Raw genomic sequence first — 19,398 nt, forward strand, 5'->3', positions numbered from 1 at the left:
GCTGCCGGGCACGCCGGCCGGATCCTGGCGATGCGCCAGCACTTCGCCGCTCCGCAGCACACCTCCTACTCCTCCGGTTCCCACGCGCGGAGCAGGTCGAACAACCCCGCGTCTCCCTCGATGCGCAGGGAGTCCGCCGGGATACGGTCGTACACGAAGAGAACCAGCTCACTGGCCGTTCCGTGAACGGAGACGCCGGCCGCGTCCGGGCCCTCGTCGGCAGCGGCGACAGGCGTCGTGCCGGGCGCGGAGATACGGGTGGAGCGCGCGCCGTCGCCGTCGACCGTGAGGCGCCAGGAGTGGCCCTCGGTGGCGTGGAAGTCGAAGGCAGTGGGCTTGTGGGGCCAGGCACCCGTCGTAGCGACGCAGGTGAACAGGAAATCCTCGACACCGTCGAGTGCCACCTCGGCCGGCAGCGGCTCCGGGGCACCCACGGTGATCTGGGCGTCGTAGGTGTGCACCGCCATCTGCTGGAGCTGGTGCCGGGCGACGGCGCCACAGGTCTGCGGCGACTGGGACGCACCCCACCACGTCCAGCAACCGCGATCCGGGCCGGCTTCCCGCAGTGCGTCCAGCAGTTGCTCCGTGGACTCCGCCAGCCAGGCCGGCAATGCCTCGCGCTCCCGAGGCGCGGCCGGGGCGTCCTCCGGTACGGACTTGGCCGGAGCAGGCCCCGCGGCGACGGTGGCGGCCCAGGCGCGGCGCCCCTCGCCGATGTGCTCCGCCAGATCGAACAGCGTCCACTCCGGACAGGTCGGCACCTGCACGTCGAGGCTGGGCGCGGAGGCGACCGCGGCACGGAAGGCGCTCGACCGTTCGTCGATCAGTCGCAACAGAAGGGGGAACGTGAGTGTCGTTGTCACACGGACTCCCTATCACCGTGTCCCGACGATCGGACGGTGATTTTCACAGCCGAGACGGTGAGCGCCCGGCGGGGGCCGGGCGCACTCGGTGACGCCGTGTCCACCTGAGGCGGTCGGGGGTCTTGGCCAAGCCGTCTCGACCGAACAGGACGAGCCGCACCGTTGGGCGCGCGCAGGAGTACGCGGAGGAGGCCTCTCCCGTCAGCGCCTGCCCGGACCGGCATGACGTATGACCGCGCCCCCGATGCGGCGGTGAACCGGGGGCACGGAGCACGGCGTCCCAGGCGTGCAGCAGGAGGCTGAGTTCCTGTGGGAGCCCGAGGGACTCGCCTGGCTCCGGCTGCGCATACAGGGCTTCGTCCAGCTCGAGCCCGGCGGTCGGACGGCGCCTGGCCGAACGTCTTCGCCGCGAGCGCCGGCGGGGACCGGGCGGCGGCGGCCGCGCTGTTCCCGTCGACACCCTTGCGTGGTGCAGGCCTACGCGCGAGCCGTGGTTCGGATCAGAGCTGCGAGCCCCCTGTGGCGTCGATGACCTGCCCCGTCACCCAACGGGCGTCGTCCGAGGCCAGGAAGGCCACGACGTCGGCCACATCACCGGGGCGGCCCACGCGGCCGAGTGCCGAGAGCTGGGCGGCGGACCGTTCGGCGGCTTCGTCGCCCCGGAGCCAGGAGGCGTTCATGTCGGTGTCGATGATGCCGGGCGCGACCGAGTTGACGGTGATGCCGCGGTTTCCGAGGGCCTTGGCGAGCGTGAGGCTGAAGGTGTCGATGGCGCCCTTGGTCATGCCGTACGCGATGATGTCGGTCAGCGCGATACGCGTGGCCCCGGACGAGATGTTGATGATCCGGCCGCCGTCCCGCAGCCGCCTGAGCCCCTGCTGGGTCAGGAAGAACGGGGCCCGCACGTTGACGGCGAACACCTCGTCGAAGGACTCGGGCGTGGTCTCTTCGATATGGCCGCGGGGCGTGATGCCGGCGTTGTTCACCAGGATGTCGAGGCCGGTACTGTCGCCGTGCTCGAGGACCTGACGGTCGAACTCGGCCCAGAGGGCCTCCACGTCACCACCGGCGCCCAGCTCGGCCCGCACGGCGAACGCTGTGCCGCCCGCCGTGCGGATCGCGCCCACCACCTCTTCGGCGGCAGCGTCGTCGCGTCCGTAGTGCACGGCCACAAGGGCGCCTTCTCTGCCGAGCCGTTCGGCGGTGGCCCGCCCGATGCCGCGGCTGCCGCCGGTCACCAGAGCCGTCCTGCCCGTGAGTGAACGCATGACCTTCCAATCTGTAGCGGTCGTTATGTAAAAACCATATACGCGATACGTAGCGATCGCTGTAAAATTCTCGGGTGACGACGACGAGGCGGGGACGACCGCGAAGTTTCGACCGCGAGGCGGCGCTCGTACAGGCCACACGGCTGTTCTGGGAGCACGGTTACGAGGGCACGTCCATCGCCGATCTGACCCGGAGCATGGGTATCTCTCCGCCCAGCCTGTACGCGGCTTTCGGCGACAAGCGCACACTCTTCACCGAGGTCGTCGACCGCTACGGCGGTACCTTCGGAGCCTTCATGGGCAGGGCGCTGGAGGAGGAGAGCGACGCCCGCGCGGGGTTCGCCAGAATGCTGCGCGAGGCGGCGACCTCGTACACCGATCCCGGCCATCCGGCGGGCTGTCTGGTCATCACGGCGGCGACCAACTACTCGGCGCAGACAGCCGATGTCGAGCGGGACCTACGCGCACGCAGGGTGGCGAACGTCCGCGACTTCGAGGAGCGACTGGCCCACGCCGAGAAAGCCGGGGCGCTGCCGGACGGCGTCGAACCACGCGCCCTGGCCGTTTACTTCGCGGCGGTGGTTCAGGGCATGTCCCAACAGGCTCGGGACGGGGCGAGCGCGGCGGAACTGGAGCGGGTGGCCGAGCTGGCCATGTCGGTGTGGCCCGCAAAGAAGGGGGGATGAGCAGATCTGCTCATCCCCCCTTCCGTACGGGGCCGTCGGGTCCCGGGCACGGGACTGACGCATGGCGCCCTGCGGGCTCCCATGTCCGCTGACCTGCGCGGATGCAGGGTGCCAACCCTGTTGCGCGGACCGGGTCGCACCGCTGGCTGACCGTGGTCGACCCGTCGTACGGGCAGGCTATGGGCATGCCGCCGACTCGAAGGTGCGGGAAGTTCTTCCGCGGAGCACCGCCGAAGCGCTGTAAGCGACCCGCTCGGTTGCGTCGTGCGGGCGATGCGCTTTCCCGGCCGGTCCTACGGGCGGATCAGCGCAGACCGGCGAAGAGATCATTCTCGGGCAGGGCCGCGCCGGTGGTGTCCTGGACACGTACGAAGGTCTCCGTGCCCATCAACTCGCCGAACCGCTCCTTGCCCATCTTGAGGAAGAAGATGTTCTCGCCCTGACTGGCGTGCGCGGCCAGCGCGTCGAACTTCTGGCTGCTGAACGCGGTGGTGTCCACCCACGTGGTGACCTCATCGTCGGGCAGGCCGATCTCGGCCATCGCGGCGGCCTCGGCAGGGTCCGGCTCCGGCATGTCCGGATGGAACTCGCGCATGATCTCGCCGAACCGCCGCATCCCCGAGCGGGGCATCGTGGTCCAGTACACCTTCGGTGTCAGCGCGGTCATCTCCAGCGCCGCCATCGTGATGCGGTGGGCCTGGATGTGGTCGGGGTGGCCGTAGAAGCCGTTCTCGTCGTAGGTGACGACCACATCAGGCCGGTAGTGCCGCATGAGTTCCGCGAGTCGGGCCGCGCCCTCCTCCACAGGGGTCTGCCAGAAGGATCCGGGGGCGTCGTTGCTCGGCCAGCCCGCCATCCCGGAGTCGGCATAGTCCAGCATCTCCAGATCGCTGACCTTCAGGACGTCACAGCTCGCTTCGAGTTCCTGACGACGCATCAAGGCGACCGCCGCCGGGTCGTGCCCGGGATCGCCCGGCTTGACACCCCCCGGCCCGTCACCGCAACCACCGTCGGTACACGTCACGAGAACCGTGCGGATGCCTTCCGCCGCGTACCGCGCCAGGACACCTCCGGTTCCGGTGGCCTCGTCGTCGGGGTGGGCGTGTACTGCCATGAGCGTCAAGGGCCGGTCAGTCATGAAACAGTCCTCCTGCGGATACAAGTCCTGGCCCGAGTACGCGGCGGGTGTGCCGCGATCCCGGATCGTGGTGGGGCGGACCTTGCGGCCTCAAGTCTCCCGCCGTCTGGTGCCGGCCCCTCGGTCGGTGCAACCGCGCCGGACGCACCGGCTGTTCCCGGCGGGGCCACGGGACCTTCCAGGCGTGAAATTCCGAGCGGTGGGCGGGCCGCTTGGGGATGCGTAGAGCGGCTGAGCGCGGTGGGGGGTCACCCGTACGGACTTCGACCTCCATGAGAAGTGGTCCGGTGCAACGGGCGGCGAGCACGGTGCGGTGCCGCAGCTCGATGTCGCGCACCCGTGGCGGGCGCGGCCAGTTCTGTCGTCTGCGCTCGCGGCATCCGATGAGCCGAAGGACGAGGTACCTGCGTGTGTCAAACCGGTACATGGACTACCCTTGGTACATGTCCATGAAGCGCACAAACGTCTACGCCGACCCCGAGGACCTGGCGATCATCAAGGAGGCCGCGAAGCGCCGGGGGATAAGCGAGGCCGAGATCATCCGCCAGGGCATCCACCTCGCGGCCATGGCGAACAGGGTCTGGGACGAGCCGCTGTTCTCGCGCACTTTCGAGGGGACAGGTCGCACGTCCTCCAGGGCGGAGGTCCGTGACGCGGTGGCCCACGCTGTCCGCCGTGAGACCGACTCGGATCCCGGAACCGCCGCGTGATCATTGTCATCGCCGACACGTCTGGACTCCTGGCGGCCCTGGACTCGGCTCATCCGGAACACCGGGCGGCGAACGAAGCGATCATGGCGGCCGGCCTCCTGGTCATGTCCCCGCTGCTGCTGGCCGAGCTGGATCACGTAGCCACGCGCGAGCTCGGCAGGGTGGCGGCCCTCGGCGCGGTCGACGACCTCCGGCGCTGGATGAGCCGGGGGCGTGTCGTCATGCCGGAGATCACGGAGGACCACCTGGGTGCCGCCCAGTCCGTCCGTGTCCGCTACCGTGCGCTGGACCTCGACCTCGACCTCGCTGACGCGGTCAACGTGGCGCTCGCTGCCGACTACGACACGGATGCGATCCTCACCCTCGACCGACGTGACTTCCGGGCCGTACGGCCCTTGGGCCACCACAAGGCGTTCCGGGTACTCCCCGACGATCTCCCGCTCTGATACGACGAGAGTCGAACTCCCGCTCTCAGCTTGGGAAGCGACGGCGCTTGGGCGGCCGTATGGCTGCTGAGCTGCACAGATTCATATTGGTGGCTGCAGGCGGGAGTGCTTGGTGGCACCGCTGTCGACCGTGGTTGTCCGCCTTTACGGGCACGCTTTGGGCACGAACGTGCCCGGCAGCCGGGTCGCGTAGAGCGCGACGCCCGCACCGACCGGACCGAGGAGTCGTCGGGCTGACCTGGGGGGCCCGTCGCCACTGTGTACACCCGGAGCGACGTGTGGACCGGCGCATGTTGGTGACGTATTCTCCTATGTACATCACCAACATTGCCTGGTAGGTGCGGTATGTCCGTGACCCAGATCGACATCGATGACGACGCCCTGGAGCGCGCCATGGCTCTGGCCCGTGTCCGGACCAAGAAGGAGGCGGTCAACCTCGCTCTGAACTTCTACGCCGAGCAGCAGGAGCGTGCGGCGCGCATCAGCCGTCACTTCGAGCGTGCTCGTGAGTGGGGCGCAGTGGAGGACGCCGAGCGTCTGCACAGGGCGGAGAAGCGAAGCCTGTGATCTACCTGCTCGACACGTCCGGCCTGGTCAGGCTGCTCCGCGATCCGAAACTGCAATCGGCCTGGTATGACGCGATCGATGCCGGAGCCATCGCATCCTGCTACGTGCAACGCACCGAGTTCCTGTACAACGCCCGGAACCGCCGCGAGTACGACGAGATCGCGGAAATGTTCTCCGACCTCTATCCCGATGCGGCGGTGCCGAAGAACGCAGGGCGTTGGATCAGCGCGGTGCAACACCGTATGGCTCAGGCCGGGGAGCACCGCAGTGCCTCGGCAGTAGACCTTGTCATCGCAGCCACTGCCGCCCACCACGGCCTGACCGTCCTCCACGACGATGCCGACTACAGCACTGTCGCCCGGCACGCATCAGACCTGACCGAGCACAACATCCACGACGTCGTCTGACGTGCCTTTGCCGCCTGACAGGTGGTGAGGGGCTGTCGTAAGGGCGAGTGAATGCGCTGGTCAGCCCGGGTTCGGCAGGAGTGGGAGCCGTTCGAGGGCGGCGGTGGAGCGGCTGGTGAAGGGCCAGTGCCGCCAGGCGGAGGATCCGCCGGCGGCGCGACCCAGCAGGACGCCAACGGTGGTCTGACCCGCTGCGCGCGATGGTCAGGATGCTCGCCGACGCGCTGAGGCCGACGTCTTCCGCAACGCCGGACACGACAGGTCGGCGACGTCTGGTCGGGGCGAACGCGTTGACTGACGCCGTCGCCGCACCGAGCAGGCCCTGATCCCGGACATGCCCAGCGCACGTCTTCCCGGCGTCTTCACCCGCCGGGTCGAGAAGCCCGCCGAGCCCCTCGGCCCGAAGAGGAGCGGCAACGGGAGGTCGCCGGCATGCTCGACCGCAGTGTGCGGAAGGCCCGTGGTGCCGTGGCACGGAAACCGGATGATCAAGCATCTGGCACGCGACGACTGAGCGAATCCGCACAGCAAAAAAGCCCGGGTCGATGACCCGGGCCTTCTTCGTGGAGCGGGTGACGAGAATCGAACTCGCGCTCTCAGCTTGGGAAGCTGATGTTCTACCATTAAACTACACCCGCGTAATCCGCCGACCGGAGTCGGTGCTGGACGCTCGCTCACTCTACCTCATCGCAGGCCCCCGGTGTTCGCGCCGTGGGGCCTGACGCGGTTTCAGGGTTGGGAAGCGGCTGCGGGGTACTGGAGTTGCGGCGTACCGTGGGGCCCGTTCCCGAGGGCGTCCGGGAGGGCGGAGTGCCGCCTGGAGAGTCGTCTCTTTGATCCCGTAATGTGGCTTTCGTCGTCAGGGTAGTCCAGCCAGACGCGGCTTTTGGGGAAGGGACTTGAAGGACTTGATGGATCGCACCGTCCTCCGCTGTGCCGACGGGCACGTGTTCACCACCGCCACGTTCCCGATGCAGAAGGCCGAGCGACTCGGCCCCGGCCGGCTCGTCCGATGTCCGCGGTGTGCACGGCTGCGGAGCGCCGTGCCGGTCGTGTCGGCGAAGCGGTAGCCGGCCTCACGGAGACACCAGTAGTACCGGGCGCGCGGCGCGGCGGCGGTTGTCGCTGCTCCGCGCGCCTTGCGTATCCTCGGTGCGTGCTTCTCTCAGACAAGGACATCCGGGCCGAGATCGACTCCGGGCGGGTGCGTATCGATCCCTTCGACGACTCCATGGTGCAGCCGTCGAGCATCGACGTGCGCCTCGACCGCTACTTCCGGGTGTTCGAGAATCACCGGTACCCGCACATCGACCCCTCCGTCGAGCAGGTGGATCTGACCCGGCTCGTGGAGCCGGAGGGGGACGAGCCGTTCATCCTGCACCCGGGCGAGTTCGTGCTGGCCAGCACGTACGAGGTCGTCTCGCTGCCCGACGACCTCGCCTCGCGGCTGGAGGGCAAGAGCTCGCTCGGCCGGCTCGGGCTGGTCACGCACTCCACCGCCGGGTTCATCGACCCCGGGTTCTCCGGGCACGTGACGCTCGAGCTCAGCAATCTCGCGACCCTGCCGATCAAGCTGTGGCCCGGGATGAAGATCGGGCAGCTCTGCATGTTCCGGCTCACCTCGCCCGCCGATCATCCGTACGGCAGCGAGCGGTACGGATCGCGGTACCAGGGGCAGCGGGGGCCGACCGCCTCCCGGTCCTTCATCAACTTCCATCGGACCCAGGTATGAGCAGGACGCGCGCATGAGTGAAGTACGGGAGAACCTGACCTACGAGCAGTTCGGCGTCGCCGTCCGCGAGCTCGCGCAGACCGTCGCCGACGACGGGTACGAGCCGGACATAGTGCTCTCCATCGCCCGCGGCGGGGTCTTCGTGGCCGGCGGGCTGGCCTACGCGCTGGACTGCAAGAACATCCACCTGGTGAACGTCGAGTTCTACACCGGCGTGGGCACCACGCTCGAGATGCCGGTCATGCTCGCGCCCGTGCCCAACGTGATCGACTTCTCCCGGAAGAAGGTCCTCATCACCGACGACGTCGCCGACACCGGCAAGACGCTCAAGCTGGTGCGGGACTTCTGCCTCGACACGGTCGCCGAGGTGCGCAGCGCGGTGATCTATGAGAAGTCCCACTCGCTCGTCAAGTGCGAGTACGTGTGGAAGCGCACCGACGACTGGATCAACTTCCCGTGGAGTGTCCTGCCTCCGGTACATAAGTCGGGAGAGGCGGCGAAGCCGAACAAGGAGGCGCTGTGAGCCCGGTCCGCTGACGGTCGATCACAGGGACCCGGCCATGCCGGCCGGTCTCCCTGCCTCGGCCAGAATGCGCGGCATGAGCATCGAGATGCAGCTGCGGGCCATGCCGGAGTCCGACATCCGAGAGGACTGGGCATGGCTTGAGGAGTTCATGGGGGACGTTGGGGACGTCGACCGCTTCCAGGCCGAGTGCCGGGACGGAATCGCCGAAGTCGTGGAGTCCCACTTCCCCGCCCTCCATGAGGTCTACCGGGCGGCGTACGCTCCGCAGGGTTCTCCGGACTGGGAGCTCGCTGTCTTCGGGGGCAGTGCCGTGTACCACGCCACTCACCGCCGGCCGCCGTTTCTGATACTCAGCCCCGTCCAGGTGCGCGAGGTGGCTTCCTTCCTGGCGGCGGTCTCCTTCGACGACATCTGGGAGGCGGCCCGGCCAAAGGTGCTGACTCCCCTCTCCGCCTTCGACGAGGCCGAGGTCAAAGGCTGGTTCCTCGGCCATCACAACGACCTGCGGGCCTTCTACAACCGGACCGGCCCCACGGGGCACGCCGTCGTCAAGGCCTTCTGGTACTGAGCCGAAGTCGCCTCCTCGGCTCACAGCTACATCAGCTCACCACTTACCCAAGCTCCCCGCCCAGCGGGTGCGCCGAGCAGGCGTGTTGCAAGGACGGGTCTGATCGTCAGTGCCAGACCGGTTCGATCAAGCTGGGATCGAACTTGCGACGCCCCCGGCCGGCCGGGTGGATGAGCACGGCCGAGAGACTGTGCAGCACGATCTCCTGTTGGCGCTCGATCGGTAGCCCGAAGAAATCTTCGACCGTCAGGTTCGTCGTCTGGCCCTTCGCCTCCGCCTGCTTCTGCTCCTTGTAGAAGCGGGCTCTCTCCAACTTCAGCTCGTCCCGCGCCCGCTCCTTCGCCGGCAGGAGCTGCAAAAGGGTGGCCACGGTGATCTGCTTGGTCCGCTCGACACGGAAAGGGCCCCCGGCGCTTGGCGTCGGGGGCCCTTTCGGGTGTTCGGGTCAGAGCGTGCCGAGCTTGACGAGCGACAGCAGGGCGACCAGCTGGATCGCGGACGCGCCGAGCGCCTTCGGCCAGGGCAGGTCGTGGGAGCGGCCGACCATCGCGGTGAGCAGGGCGCCGCCCGCGACCCACGTCGCCCAGCCCAGGATCTGCACGAAGGGCGCGTCGCCGCCGGCGAACATCGCGACGATCAGGCGGGGCGCGTCGGTGATCGACATGATCAGCATGGACAGGCCGACGGTGGGCTGCCAGGCGCCGTCGCCGCCGAGCTGGCGGGCCAGGGTGTGGGTGACGACGCCCAGCACGAAGGCGCTCAGCACCATGGCGACGGCCGTGGTCAGGACGATCGGGACCGCGTTGGACAGGGTTGCGTTGATCGCGTCCTGGCGGGCGCCGTCGAAGCCGAAGACCGCCAGCATGCCGTAGAGGAAGGTGACGACGAGGGCGGGGCCCCACATCGTGTAGTCCCGCATCTGGAGGAAGGTCTGGCTGGGGGCGGTGACGATGCCCTTGAGCAGTGCCTTCCAGTGCAGGCGCGGGCCGACCGGGCCGGGGGGCGGGGCGGCCGAGCCGGCGCGGTAGGTCTCGCCCTGGGTGTAGGGGTCCTCGCCGATCGCGAACGCCTGGGTGTGGCCGGGGTTGTTGGCCGCGTACGGGTCGTACGGGGCCTGTGCGCCCTGCGGGTGGTGGGGGCCGCCCTGGTGGCCGCCGTCGCCGAAGTACTCCGGCTCCCCGTGGCCGCCGTGGCCGCCGTGGGCCTGCGGCCACTGGCCGCCGCCGGGGCCGCCGGGCCCGTACGGCTGCTGCGGGTACGGCTGCCGCGGCGTCGCGGGAGCGCCGTACGACGGTCCCTGCGGCGCCTGCTGCCCGTACGGAGGGTGTTGCGGTCGCGCGTGAGGAGCGCCGTTGTCCCGGCCGCGTCCTCTCCTGAATCCAGCCACGCCTTCGAACGTACCTGGTCCCGGAGAGTGACGTGCGGGGGCCGGGCTTTTGGGGGGTCCTTTGCGGCCGAGCTGTGACATCCCCTACGGGAGGCCCCCGAGGCGCTCCCGGGCGTTGCTCCGTCCGGGAGCCCGACCCCTACGGGCCCAGGAACCGCGACGTCGAGAACGTGACGGCGGGCCGTTCCGTCAGCAGCCCCTCGGCGGTGCCGCGGTGGACCTCGACGGAGTCGGCGGTGTCCCCCTGGGACGTCCGGATCACCAGGTCGGCGAGGTCGTCGCCGTCGAAGTCGCCGACGGCGAGGATCTGCGTGGTGCCGCGGGCGGCGGGCGTGACGGTGACGGCGCCGCGGGTGCTGGGGCCCGTCGCGCTGCCCGGGAGGACACGGACGCCGGTGCCGCCGGTGACCAGTTCGCTGAGGCCGTCGCCGTCGAAGTCGGCGGCGTCGAGCACCGGGCCGGGGACGTCCAGGGTGCCCCGGGTGGCGGTGGGGAGGTCGTAGCGCAGGGCCGTGCCGTTCCTGGTGGCGACGGCCGCGTCCAGGGCCTTGCCCCCGCCGAAGGCGCCGAGGGCCACGCCGGTGCCGGACGGCAGGGTGGTGCCGGCGCGGGTGGGGCCGGCCGGGCCGCCGAGGACGACGGACGCGGTGCCCGTGTCGGCGGAGGCGCGGACGATCAGGTCGTCGTAGCCGTCGCCGTTCACGTCGGCGGCGGGGCCGGTGGGGGCCTCGCCCGTCGAGGCGAGCGGGGCGCCGGCCGCCTTCGGGGCGCCCGCGCGGGTGAAGGGGCCGCGCAGGTAGCTGAGGTGGCCGGCGGAGGCGTGCAGGACCAGGTCCTCGGCGCCGTCGCCGTCGAAGTCGCCGCAGACCGGCCGGTCCGGCCAGTCGTCGCCGAGGCGGGCCCGGTCGGGAACGGTCAGGACCACTCCGCGGCCGGTCAGGCCGTCGGGGGAGCCGAAGAGGAGCTGGAGGGGGACCGGAGGGCTGCCCTGGCCGTCGTAGGGCGGGTCGGTGGTGACGACCAGGTCGGTGAAGCCGTCGCCGTCGAGGTCGCAGCGGGCCTCCGCCTCGAAGACGGCCGGCAGCTGGTCCTGGGTGCGGGCGGCGTGGGTGGCCGGGGAGAGCAGTTGCCGGGCGCCGGGCACGAGTCCGCGGGCCGAGCCGTAGACGATGCCGATGCCGGCGTCGTCGGCGTGGCTCTCGGCCGTGACGAGGTTGTTCAGGACGAGATCGCGGTGGCCGTCGCCGTTGAAGTCGTCGGGGGTCCTGCTGCCCTTGCCGTGCGGGACGGGCAGGGCCGGTGCCCGGGCGGCGCGGGCGGAGGCGTCCGGGGTGGCCTCGCCGGTGGCGGGTGACGGGCCGTGGCCGCAGGCGGCGAGCAGCAGCAGCAGGGAGCCGAGTGCCACCGCACCGCCGGTCGCTCGTCGCGCGTTTCTTCGCACCCGCACCGTTCACCTCGTCCGCATCACCGATCACCGAACAACGCCCCGGTCATGATGCACGTGTTCGAGTGACGGGGACAGTCCGGAAACGGCGACGCCCCCGGGTCCTGGCGGATCCGGGGGCGTCGGCCGGCTGTCGTGGCCGTGGGGCTACTTCACCGGCTCGGGCGTCGGCTCGGTCTCGGTCTCCGCCTCGCCGGCCGGGTCGGCCGGGGTCTTGACGGACTCCAGCAGGAGCTGGGCGACGTCGACGACCTGGATCGACTCCTTGGCCTTGCCGTCGTTCTTCTTGCCGTTGACCGAGTCGGTCAGCATGACGAGGCAGAACGGGCAGGCGGTGGACACGATGTCCGGGTTGACGCTGAGGGCCTCGTCGACGCGCTCGTTGTTGATGCGCTTGCCGATCCGCTCCTCCATCCACATCCGCGCGCCGCCGGCGCCGCAGCAGAAGCCGCGCTCCTTGTGGCGGTGCATCTCCTCGTTGCGGACGCCCGGGACGGCGGCGATGATCTCGCGCGGCGGCGTGTAGATCTTGTTGTGCCGGCCCAGGTAGCACGGGTCGTGGTAGGTGATGATGCCCTCGACCGGGGTGACCGGGATCAGCTTGCCCTCGTCCACCAGGTGCTGGAGCAGCTGGGTGTGGTGGATGACCTCGTAGTCGCCGCCGAGCTGCGGGTACTCGTTGCCGAGGGTGTTCAGGCAGTGCGGGCAGGTGGCGACGATCTTCTTGGCCGACTTCGGCTTCGCCGACTCGGGCACGACCTTGCCGTCGTCGTCCATCTCCTCGCCGAAGGCGGCGTTGAGGGACATGACGTTCTCCATGCCGAGCTCCTGGAACAGGGGCTCGTTGCCGAGGCGGCGGGCGGAGTCACCGGTGCACTTCTCGTCGCCGCCCATGATGGCGAACTTGACGCCCGCCATGTGCAGCAGCTCCGCGAAGGCCTTGGTGGTCTTCTTGGCGCGGTCCTCGAGGGCGCCGGCGCAGCCGACCCAGTACAGGTACTCGACGTCGGTGAGGTCCTCGATGTCCTTGCCGACGACCGGGACCTCGAAGTCGACCTCCTTGGTCCACTCCAGGCGCTGCTTCTTGGCGAGGCCCCAGGGGTTGCCCTTCTTCTCCAGGTTCTTGAGCATCGTGCCCGCCTCGGACGGGAACGCGGACTCGATCATCACCTGGTAGCGGCGCATGTCGACGATGTGGTCGACGTGCTCGATGTCGACGGGGCACTGCTCGACGCAGGCGCCGCAGGTGGTGCAGGACCACAGGACGTCCGGGTCGATGACGCCGTTCTCTTCCGCGGTGCCGATCAGCGGGCGCTCGGCCTCCGCGAGGGCGGCGGCGGGGACGTCCTTGAGCTGCTCCTGGGACGCCTTCTCCTCGCCCTCCATGGTCTTGCCGCCGCCGGCCAGCAGGTAGGGGGCCTTGGCGTGCGCGTGGTCGCGCAGAGACATGATGAGGAGCTTCGGGGAGAGCGGCTTGCCGGTGTTCCAGGCGGGGCACTGCGACTGGCAGCGGCCGCACTCGGTGCAGGTGGAGAAGTCCAGCAGGCCCTTCCAGGAGAACTGCTCGACCTGGGAGACGCCGAAGACGTCGTCGTCGCCGGGGTCGGTGAAGTCGATCGGCTCGCCGCCCGAGGTCATGGGCTGGAGTGCGCCGAGCGCGGTGCCGCCGTCCGCCTCGCGCTTGAACCAGATGTTCGGGAAGGCGAGGAAGCGGTGCCAGGCGACGCCCATGTCGGTCTTCAGGGCGACCGTGATCATCCAGATGAAGGAGGTGGCGATCTTCAGGCCGGCGAAGAAGTAGACGAGGTTCTGGAGCGCGGAGAGGTCCAGGTCCCGGAGCGCGGAGACGACCGGGTACGAGATGAAGAACGACGCCTCGTAGCCGTCCACGTGGTGGAGGGCGCCCTCGAGCGCGTGCAGCATGAAGATGCAGACGCCGACGACGAGGATGACGGCCTCGACGAAGTACGCCTGGCCGAAGTTGGAGCCCGCGAAGCGGGACTTGCGGCCCGGCTTCCTCGGGTGGCTGAGCTGCCGGATGACGATCAGGGCCAGGATGCCGAGCACCGTCATCGTGCCGATGAACTCGACGAAGACGTTGTACGGCGCCCAGTCGCCGATGACCGGCAGGATCCAGTCGGCCTGGAACAGCTGCCCGATGGCGTTGACGATCGTCAGCAGCAGGGAGAAGAAGCCCACCGCCACGAACCAGTGGGCCACGCCGACGATGCCCCAGCGGTTCATCCGGGTGTGGCCGAGGAACTCCTTGACCACGGTGAGGGTGCGCTGCCCGGGGGCGTCGGTGCGGGTGCCCTTGGGCACGCTCTGGCCGAGCCGCATGTAGTTGACGATCTGGAGGATGGCGCGGGCGAACAGGGCCACGCCGACCACCATCAGAACCAGCGACACGACGATCGCGGCGAGTTGCATTTGGGGGCTCCTCGGGCCTGCGAGGGGTGGGGCGGGTTCTTCACCTGCCCCGACATTACTAAGCGGTAACTTATGCAGTCCGTCTGAGACTACCCGTATCTCCTGTCGCACTGTAGTCAGCACCGCGGTGATCTGCGTCGCTGAGGCAACCCTGACCGCCCGGGAAGCCGTCGCCCGTCGCCGCCACGCCGGACTGGACAGGACATTCGTCGCACATCGTGATATTCGGCTTAGTTTAGGTCCGTGCTCTACGGGATCACTGCCGCCACCGTCTCCTTTCTCCTCGCCGCCGGGCTCACCGCGCTGCTGAGGGTGGCCGCCCTGCGTCTGGCCCTGGTGGACCGGCGCCGGGTGCGACCGGTGCCGCTGCTCGGCGGCGTGGCCGTCCTCCTCGTCACGGGGCTGGTCGCGGGGGCCTGCCAGTGGGCCGGCGTCGTCCACCTCGGCCCCGGTGTGGTGCGGCTGCTCGTCGCCGGCTGCGTCGTCGGGCTGCTGGGCCTCGCCGCCGACCTGTGGCGGCTGCGGCGGCGCTGGCTGCTGGCCGGCACGGCCGTCGCGGCGGCCTGCGTGGTGCCGTACGAGGGGACCGGGGCGCTGGCCGGGGCGCTGGCGGTGGCCTGGATCGCGCTGGTCGCCACGGCCTTCCGGGGGCTCGACCACGCCGACGGGCTTGCCGGTGCGGTCGGGGTCGTGACGGCCTTCGGTGCCGGCGTGTGCGCGGCGGCGGAGCTGATGGACGGGCTCGCGGTGCTGCTGAGCGCGCTGGCCGCCGCGCTGGCCGGGTTTCTGCTGCACAACTGGCACCCGGCCCGGATCGCGCTCGGGGCGTCCGGGTCGCTCTTCGCCGGCTTCCTGCTCGCCGGGGCGGCGGTGTTCACCCGGGCGGGGCAGGCGCCCGGTGCGAGCGCGGGGGTGCTGTTCGCGCTGACCGCGACGGCGAGCGCCGACGCCGTCCTCGTTCTGCTGTCCCGCCGGCTGGCCGGGCGGCCCCCGCTGCGCGGCGGGCCCGACCACCTCGCCCACCGGCTGCGGCGGCTGGGGGTCACTCCGCAGGGTGTGGTCGTGCTGCTCGGGGTGGGCACGTTCTGCGGGGTACTCACGGGGGTGCTCGTGCACGTCGGCCGGGTGGGGGAGACGGCCGCGCTGTGGGTGGCGGGCGCCTCGGCCGTCGTGGTGCTGGGTCTGCTACGGGTGCGGGTGTACGAGCCGCGGCGGACGGGGCCGCACACCGCTGTGCGCGGGACCGGCCGGGTGCCGCCGTCCCGTCCCGGGACGCCCGGTACCGGGGTCCACGGGCCCCACCGGTCGCCCCTTCGGCGAGCGGATTTCCCGGTCCGTCAGGCCGTCGGCCCGGAGAACACGCAGGTCAGAGCGTCGTTGCGTGTAAGGAACGGATAAGAGTTGAGTCTGCCCGACTCACCTCTGTTGACCGAGCGGTGGGCGTCATGCACACTTGAGCCTGTTGCACTCAAGTCAGCTGGAGGAAATCACCATGGCACGTGCGGTCGGCATCGACCTGGGCACGACTAACTCCGTCGTCAGCGTTCTGGAGGGCGGCGAGCCCACCGTCATCACCAACGCCGAGGGCGCCAGGACCACGCCGTCCGTCGTCGCCTTCGCCAAGAACGGTGAGGTGCTCGTCGGCGAGGTCGCCAAGCGCCAGGCGGTCACGAACGTCGACAGGACCATCCGGTCGGTCAAGCGCCACATGGGCACCGACTGGAAGATCAACCTGGACGGCAAGGACTTCAACCCGCAGCAGATCAGCGCCTTCGTGCTGCAGAAGCTGAAGCGGGACGCCGAGTCCTACCTGGGTGAGAAGGTGACCGACGCGGTCATCACCGTCCCGGCGTACTTCAACGACGCCGAGCGCCAGGCCACCAAGGAGGCCGGCGAGATCGCGGGCCTGAACGTCCTGCGCATCGTCAACGAGCCGACGGCCGCCGCGCTGGCGTACGGCCTCGACAAGGACGAGCAGATCATCCTCGTCTTCGACCTCGGTGGCGGCACCTTCGACGTCTCGCTGCTGGAGATCGGCGACGGCGTCGTCGAGGTGAAGGCCACGAACGGCGACAACCACCTCGGTGGTGACGACTGGGACCAGCGCGTCGTCGACTACCTGGTCAAGCAGTTCCAGTCCGGCCACGGCGTGGACCTGTCCAAGGACAAGATGGCCCTCCAGCGCCTCCGCGAGGCCGCCGAGAAGGCCAAGATCGAGCTGTCCTCGTCCACCGAGACCTCGATCAACCTGCCCTACATCACGGCGTCCGCCGAGGGCCCGCTGCACCTGGACGAGAAGCTCACCCGCGCCCAGTTCCAGCAGCTGACCGCGGACCTGCTGGAGCGCTGCAAGACGCCGTTCCACAACGTCATCAAGGACGCCGGCATCCAGCTGTCCGAGATCGACCACGTCGTCCTCGTCGGCGGTTCCACCCGCATGCCCGCCGTCGCCGAGCTCGTCAAGGAGCTGACCGGCGGCAAGGACGCCAACAAGGGCGTCAACCCGGACGAGGTCGTCGCCATCGGCGCCGCCCTGCAGGCCGGTGTCCTCAAGGGCGAGGTCAAGGACGTCCTGCTCCTCGACGTCACCCCGCTGTCCCTCGGCATCGAGACCAAGGGCGGCATCATGACCAAGCTCATCGAGCGGAACACGACGATCCCGACCAAGCGCTCGGAGATCTTCACCACCGCCGAGGACAACCAGCCCTCCGTGCAGATCCAGGTCTACCAGGGCGAGCGCGAGATCGCGGCGTACAACAAGAAGCTCGGGATGTTCGAGCTGACCGGTCTGCCGCCGGCGCCCCGCGGCGTCCCGCAGATCGAGGTCGCCTTCGACATCGACGCCAACGGCATCATGCACGTGACCGCGAAGGACCTGGGCACGGGCAAGGAGCAGAAGATGACCGTCACCGGCGGCTCCTCGCTGCCGAAGGACGAGGTCGACCGCATGCGCCAGGAGGCCGAGCAGTACGCGGAGGAGGACCACCGCCGCCGCGAGGCCGCCGAGACCCGCAACCAGGGCGAGCAGCTCGTCTACCAGACCGAGAAGTTCCTCAAGGACAACGAGGACAAGGTCCCGGGCGAGATCAGGACGGAGGTCGAGGAGTCCGTCGCCGAGCTGAAGGAGAAGCTCAAGGGCGAGGACTCCGCCGAGATCCGCACCGCCACGGAGAAGGTCGCCGCCGTCTCCCAGAAGCTGGGCCAGGCCATGTACGCCGACGCCCAGGGCGCGCAGGCCGCCGGCGGCGAGGCCCCGGGTGCCGGTGCCGGGGCCGGTGACAAGGGTGCCGACGACGACGTCGTCGACGCCGAGATCGTGGACGACGAGCGCAAGGACGGTGCGGCGTGACGGAGGAGACCCCGGGCTTCGACGAGAAGCCCGACGTCCCCTCTGGCGCCACGCCTGACGCCGCCGAACCGAAGGCCGCCTCCGAGGAGGAGGCGGCCCCGGCCGGGGACGCGAGTGAGAACGCGGGCCTGGTGGCCCAGCTGGATCAGGCACGCACGGCGCTCGGTGAGCGCACGGCGGACCTCCAGCGCCTCCAGGCCGAGTACCAGAACTACCGCCGTCGGGTCGAGCGGGACCGCATCGCGGTCAAGGAGGTCGCCATCGCGAACCTCCTGTCCGAGCTGCTCCCCGTGCTCGACGACGTCGGCCGCGCCCGGGAGCACGGCGAACTCGTCGGCGGATTCAAGTCCGTCGCGGAGTCGCTGGAGACCGTCGTGGCCAAGATGGGCCTCCAGCAGTTCGGCAAGGAGGGCGAGCCCTTCGACCCGACGATCCACGAGGCCCTGATGCACTCCTACGCACCGGACGTCACCGAGACGACCTGCGTGGCGATCCTGCAGCCCGGGTACCGGATCGGCGAGCGCACCATCCGCCCCGCGCGGGTGGCGGTGGCCGAACCGCAGCCGGGTGCGCAGACCGTCAAGGCCGAGGAGCCGGCCGAGGCGGCCGACGACAAGGAGAACGGTGGCCCGGAGGAGGGCTGACGTCACGACGAACGCGGACGCAGGAGAGGAGGGACGTCGGGGATGAGCACCAAGGACTTCATCGAGAAGGACTACTACAAGGTCCTCGGCGTCCCCAAGGACGCCACCGAGGCCGAGATCAAGAAGGCGTACCGGAAGCTCGCCCGCGAGTTCCATCCGGACGCCAACAAGGGCAACGCCCGGGCCGAGGAGCGCTTCAAGGAGATCTCCGAGGCGAACGACGTCCTCGGTGACCCCAAGAAGCGCAAGGAGTACGACGACGCCCGCGCGCTCTTCGGCAACGGCGGCTTCCGCCCGGGGCCGGGCGCGGGCGGCGGCGGAACCTTCAACTTCGACCTGGGCGACCTCTTCGGAGGCGGCGCCCAGGGCGGCGGGGCCGGCGGCTTCGGCGGCGGTCTCGGCGACGTCTTCGGGGGCCTGTTCAACCGCACCGGCACCGGTGGTCCCGGCGCCGGCACGCGGACCCAGCCGCGGCGCGGCCAGGACATCGAGTCCGAGGTCACCCTCAGCTTCACGGAGGCCATCGAGGGCGCGACGGTCCCGCTGCGGATGTCCAGCCAGCAGCCCTGCAAGGCCTGTTCGGGCACCGGCGACAAGAACGGCACGCCGCGCGTGTGCCCGACCTGCGTCGGCACCGGGCAGGTCGCCCGGGGCTCGGGCGGCGGCTTCTCGCTGACCGACCCCTGCCCGGACTGCAAGGGCCGCGGCCTGATCGCGGAGAATCCCTGCGAGGTCTGCAAGGGCTCCGGACGCGCCAAGTCCTCCCGGACGATGCAGGTCCGCATCCCGGCCGGGGTGTCGGACGGGCAGCGCATCCGGCTGCGCGGCAAGGGCGCACCGGGCGAGCGCGGCGGCCCCGCGGGCGACCTGTACGTGGTGGTGCACGTCAAGGAACACCGCGTCTTCGGCCGCAAGGGCGACAACCTCACCGTCACCGTCCCGGTCACCTACGCCGAGGCGGCGCTCGGCGGCGAGGTCCGCGTCCCGACCCTGGGCGGACCGCCCGTCACGCTGAAGCTGCCGGCGGGCACGCCCAACGGCCGCACCATGCGGGCCCGGGGCAAGGGCGCGGTCCGCAAGGACGGCACCCGCGGCGACCTCCTGGTCACCGTCGAGGTGAGTGTCCCGAAGGATCTGACGGGGAAGGCTCGTGACGCGCTCGAGGCGTATCGCGAGGCGACCGCGGACGAGGATCCGCGGGAGGAGCTGTTCCAGGCCGCGAAGGGAGCTTGA

At 70.0% G+C, this 19,398-nt stretch carries 20 protein-coding genes and 1 tRNA gene; 13 read left to right on the plus strand and 8 right to left on the minus strand.

Features of this window, described 5'->3' with window-relative positions:
* Positions 1 to 65 precede the first annotated feature (65 nt).
* Together AC0VYN_RS00675 and AC0VYN_RS00680 are read right to left on the minus strand one after the other, a co-directional pair.
* A complete protein-coding gene (locus AC0VYN_RS00675; RefSeq protein WP_475534324.1) occupies positions 66 to 863 on the minus strand; it encodes a maleylpyruvate isomerase family mycothiol-dependent enzyme in 798 nt (265 codons plus the stop codon).
* A gap of 500 nt (positions 864 to 1,363) precedes the next feature.
* The gene (locus tag AC0VYN_RS00680) at positions 1,364 to 2,131 is read right to left on the minus strand and encodes an SDR family oxidoreductase (protein WP_475534325.1); all 768 of its coding nucleotides are present in this window, start codon (positions 2,129 to 2,131) and stop codon (positions 1,364 to 1,366) included.
* 74 nt (positions 2,132 to 2,205) lie between these two features.
* Here AC0VYN_RS00680 and AC0VYN_RS00685 point away from each other — a divergent pair, with 74 nt between their 5' ends.
* Positions 2,206 to 2,817, plus strand: coding sequence for a TetR/AcrR family transcriptional regulator (locus AC0VYN_RS00685; RefSeq protein ID WP_475534326.1), 612 nt, complete (start codon positions 2,206 to 2,208; stop codon positions 2,815 to 2,817).
* Positions 2,818 to 3,121: 304 nt separating this feature from the next.
* Here AC0VYN_RS00685 and AC0VYN_RS00690 read toward each other — a convergent pair whose 3' ends face one another.
* On the minus strand, positions 3,122 to 3,955 hold the full coding sequence (locus AC0VYN_RS00690; RefSeq protein ID WP_475534327.1) for a PIG-L family deacetylase: 834 nt from the start codon (positions 3,953 to 3,955) through the stop codon (positions 3,122 to 3,124).
* A gap of 443 nt (positions 3,956 to 4,398) precedes the next feature.
* Here AC0VYN_RS00690 and AC0VYN_RS00695 point away from each other — a divergent pair, with 443 nt between their 5' ends.
* The 4 genes from AC0VYN_RS00695 to AC0VYN_RS00710 all read left to right on the plus strand — a co-directional run bounded on the left by AC0VYN_RS00695 (position 4,399) and on the right by AC0VYN_RS00710 (position 6,085).
* The gene (locus AC0VYN_RS00695; protein WP_475534328.1) at positions 4,399 to 4,665 is read left to right on the plus strand and encodes a ribbon-helix-helix domain-containing protein; all 267 of its coding nucleotides are present in this window, start codon (positions 4,399 to 4,401) and stop codon (positions 4,663 to 4,665) included.
* On the plus strand, positions 4,662 to 5,111 hold the full coding sequence (locus AC0VYN_RS00700) for a PIN domain-containing protein (protein WP_475534329.1): 450 nt from the start codon (positions 4,662 to 4,664) through the stop codon (positions 5,109 to 5,111). Before AC0VYN_RS00695 ends, AC0VYN_RS00700 begins: the two co-directional genes overlap by 4 nt.
* 345 nt (positions 5,112 to 5,456) lie before the next feature.
* Complete coding sequence (locus AC0VYN_RS00705; protein WP_451688583.1) at positions 5,457 to 5,678, plus strand: type II toxin-antitoxin system VapB family antitoxin; 222 nt, start codon at positions 5,457 to 5,459, stop codon at positions 5,676 to 5,678.
* On the plus strand, positions 5,675 to 6,085 hold the full coding sequence (locus tag AC0VYN_RS00710; RefSeq protein ID WP_475534330.1) for a PIN domain-containing protein: 411 nt from the start codon (positions 5,675 to 5,677) through the stop codon (positions 6,083 to 6,085). The genes AC0VYN_RS00705 and AC0VYN_RS00710 overlap by 4 nt, the downstream gene beginning before the upstream one ends.
* 564 nt (positions 6,086 to 6,649) lie before the next feature.
* Here the strand turns inward: AC0VYN_RS00710 and AC0VYN_RS00715 are convergent.
* A tRNA-Gly gene (locus AC0VYN_RS00715) sits at positions 6,650 to 6,723 on the minus strand.
* 273 nt (positions 6,724 to 6,996) lie between these two features.
* Here AC0VYN_RS00715 and AC0VYN_RS00720 point away from each other — a divergent pair.
* The 4 genes from AC0VYN_RS00720 (at position 6,997) to AC0VYN_RS00735 (ending at position 8,911) form a co-directional block, all read left to right on the plus strand.
* On the plus strand, positions 6,997 to 7,155 hold the full coding sequence (locus AC0VYN_RS00720; RefSeq protein WP_385459948.1) for a hypothetical protein: 159 nt from the start codon (positions 6,997 to 6,999) through the stop codon (positions 7,153 to 7,155).
* A gap of 86 nt (positions 7,156 to 7,241) precedes the next feature.
* Positions 7,242 to 7,817, plus strand: coding sequence for a dCTP deaminase (gene dcd, locus AC0VYN_RS00725; RefSeq protein WP_385459950.1), 576 nt, complete (start codon positions 7,242 to 7,244; stop codon positions 7,815 to 7,817).
* A 13-nt stretch (positions 7,818 to 7,830) separates the two neighbouring features.
* Entirely contained in the window at positions 7,831 to 8,340 is a 510-nt protein-coding gene (locus tag AC0VYN_RS00730; protein ID WP_385459952.1) for a phosphoribosyltransferase, read from the plus strand.
* 76 nt (positions 8,341 to 8,416) lie between these two features.
* On the plus strand, positions 8,417 to 8,911 hold the full coding sequence (locus AC0VYN_RS00735) for a DUF1877 family protein (RefSeq protein WP_475534331.1): 495 nt from the start codon (positions 8,417 to 8,419) through the stop codon (positions 8,909 to 8,911).
* Between the two features lie 106 nt (positions 8,912 to 9,017).
* Here the strand turns inward: AC0VYN_RS00735 and AC0VYN_RS00740 are convergent, their stop codons facing one another.
* The 4 genes from AC0VYN_RS00740 to AC0VYN_RS00755 all read right to left on the minus strand — a co-directional run bounded on the left by AC0VYN_RS00740 (position 9,018) and on the right by AC0VYN_RS00755 (position 14,172).
* Entirely contained in the window at positions 9,018 to 9,281 is a 264-nt protein-coding gene (locus tag AC0VYN_RS00740) for a hypothetical protein (protein ID WP_475534332.1), read from the minus strand.
* A 75-nt stretch (positions 9,282 to 9,356) separates the two neighbouring features.
* Positions 9,357 to 10,379, minus strand: coding sequence for a Yip1 family protein (locus AC0VYN_RS00745; RefSeq protein WP_475534333.1), 1,023 nt, complete (start codon positions 10,377 to 10,379; stop codon positions 9,357 to 9,359).
* 58 nt (positions 10,380 to 10,437) lie between these two features.
* Complete coding sequence (locus tag AC0VYN_RS00750; RefSeq protein WP_475534334.1) at positions 10,438 to 11,703, minus strand: FG-GAP repeat domain-containing protein; 1,266 nt, start codon at positions 11,701 to 11,703, stop codon at positions 10,438 to 10,440.
* 186 nt (positions 11,704 to 11,889) lie between these two features.
* Positions 11,890 to 14,172, minus strand: coding sequence for a (Fe-S)-binding protein (locus AC0VYN_RS00755; protein WP_475534335.1), 2,283 nt, complete (start codon positions 14,170 to 14,172; stop codon positions 11,890 to 11,892).
* Between the two features lie 243 nt (positions 14,173 to 14,415).
* Between AC0VYN_RS00755 and AC0VYN_RS00760 the strand changes: the two genes are divergently transcribed.
* The 4 genes from AC0VYN_RS00760 to dnaJ all read left to right on the plus strand — a co-directional run bounded on the left by AC0VYN_RS00760 (position 14,416) and on the right by dnaJ (position 19,398).
* Positions 14,416 to 15,570, plus strand: a complete 1,155-nt coding sequence (locus tag AC0VYN_RS00760) for an MraY family glycosyltransferase (RefSeq protein WP_475534336.1) — start codon at positions 14,416 to 14,418, stop codon at positions 15,568 to 15,570.
* 94 nt (positions 15,571 to 15,664) lie between these two features.
* On the plus strand, positions 15,665 to 17,521 hold the full coding sequence (gene dnaK, locus AC0VYN_RS00765; protein WP_475534337.1) for a molecular chaperone DnaK: 1,857 nt from the start codon (positions 15,665 to 15,667) through the stop codon (positions 17,519 to 17,521).
* Complete coding sequence (grpE, locus tag AC0VYN_RS00770; RefSeq protein ID WP_385459968.1) at positions 17,518 to 18,165, plus strand: nucleotide exchange factor GrpE; 648 nt, start codon at positions 17,518 to 17,520, stop codon at positions 18,163 to 18,165. Before dnaK ends, grpE begins: the two co-directional genes overlap by 4 nt.
* 42 nt (positions 18,166 to 18,207) lie before the next feature.
* On the plus strand, positions 18,208 to 19,398 hold the full coding sequence (dnaJ, locus tag AC0VYN_RS00775) for a molecular chaperone DnaJ (RefSeq protein WP_451688603.1): 1,191 nt from the start codon (positions 18,208 to 18,210) through the stop codon (positions 19,396 to 19,398).

The sequence above is a fragment of the Streptomyces sp. 63XJN7_1_ISO-PGPR-S23-121 genome (genome assembly GCF_056173025.1).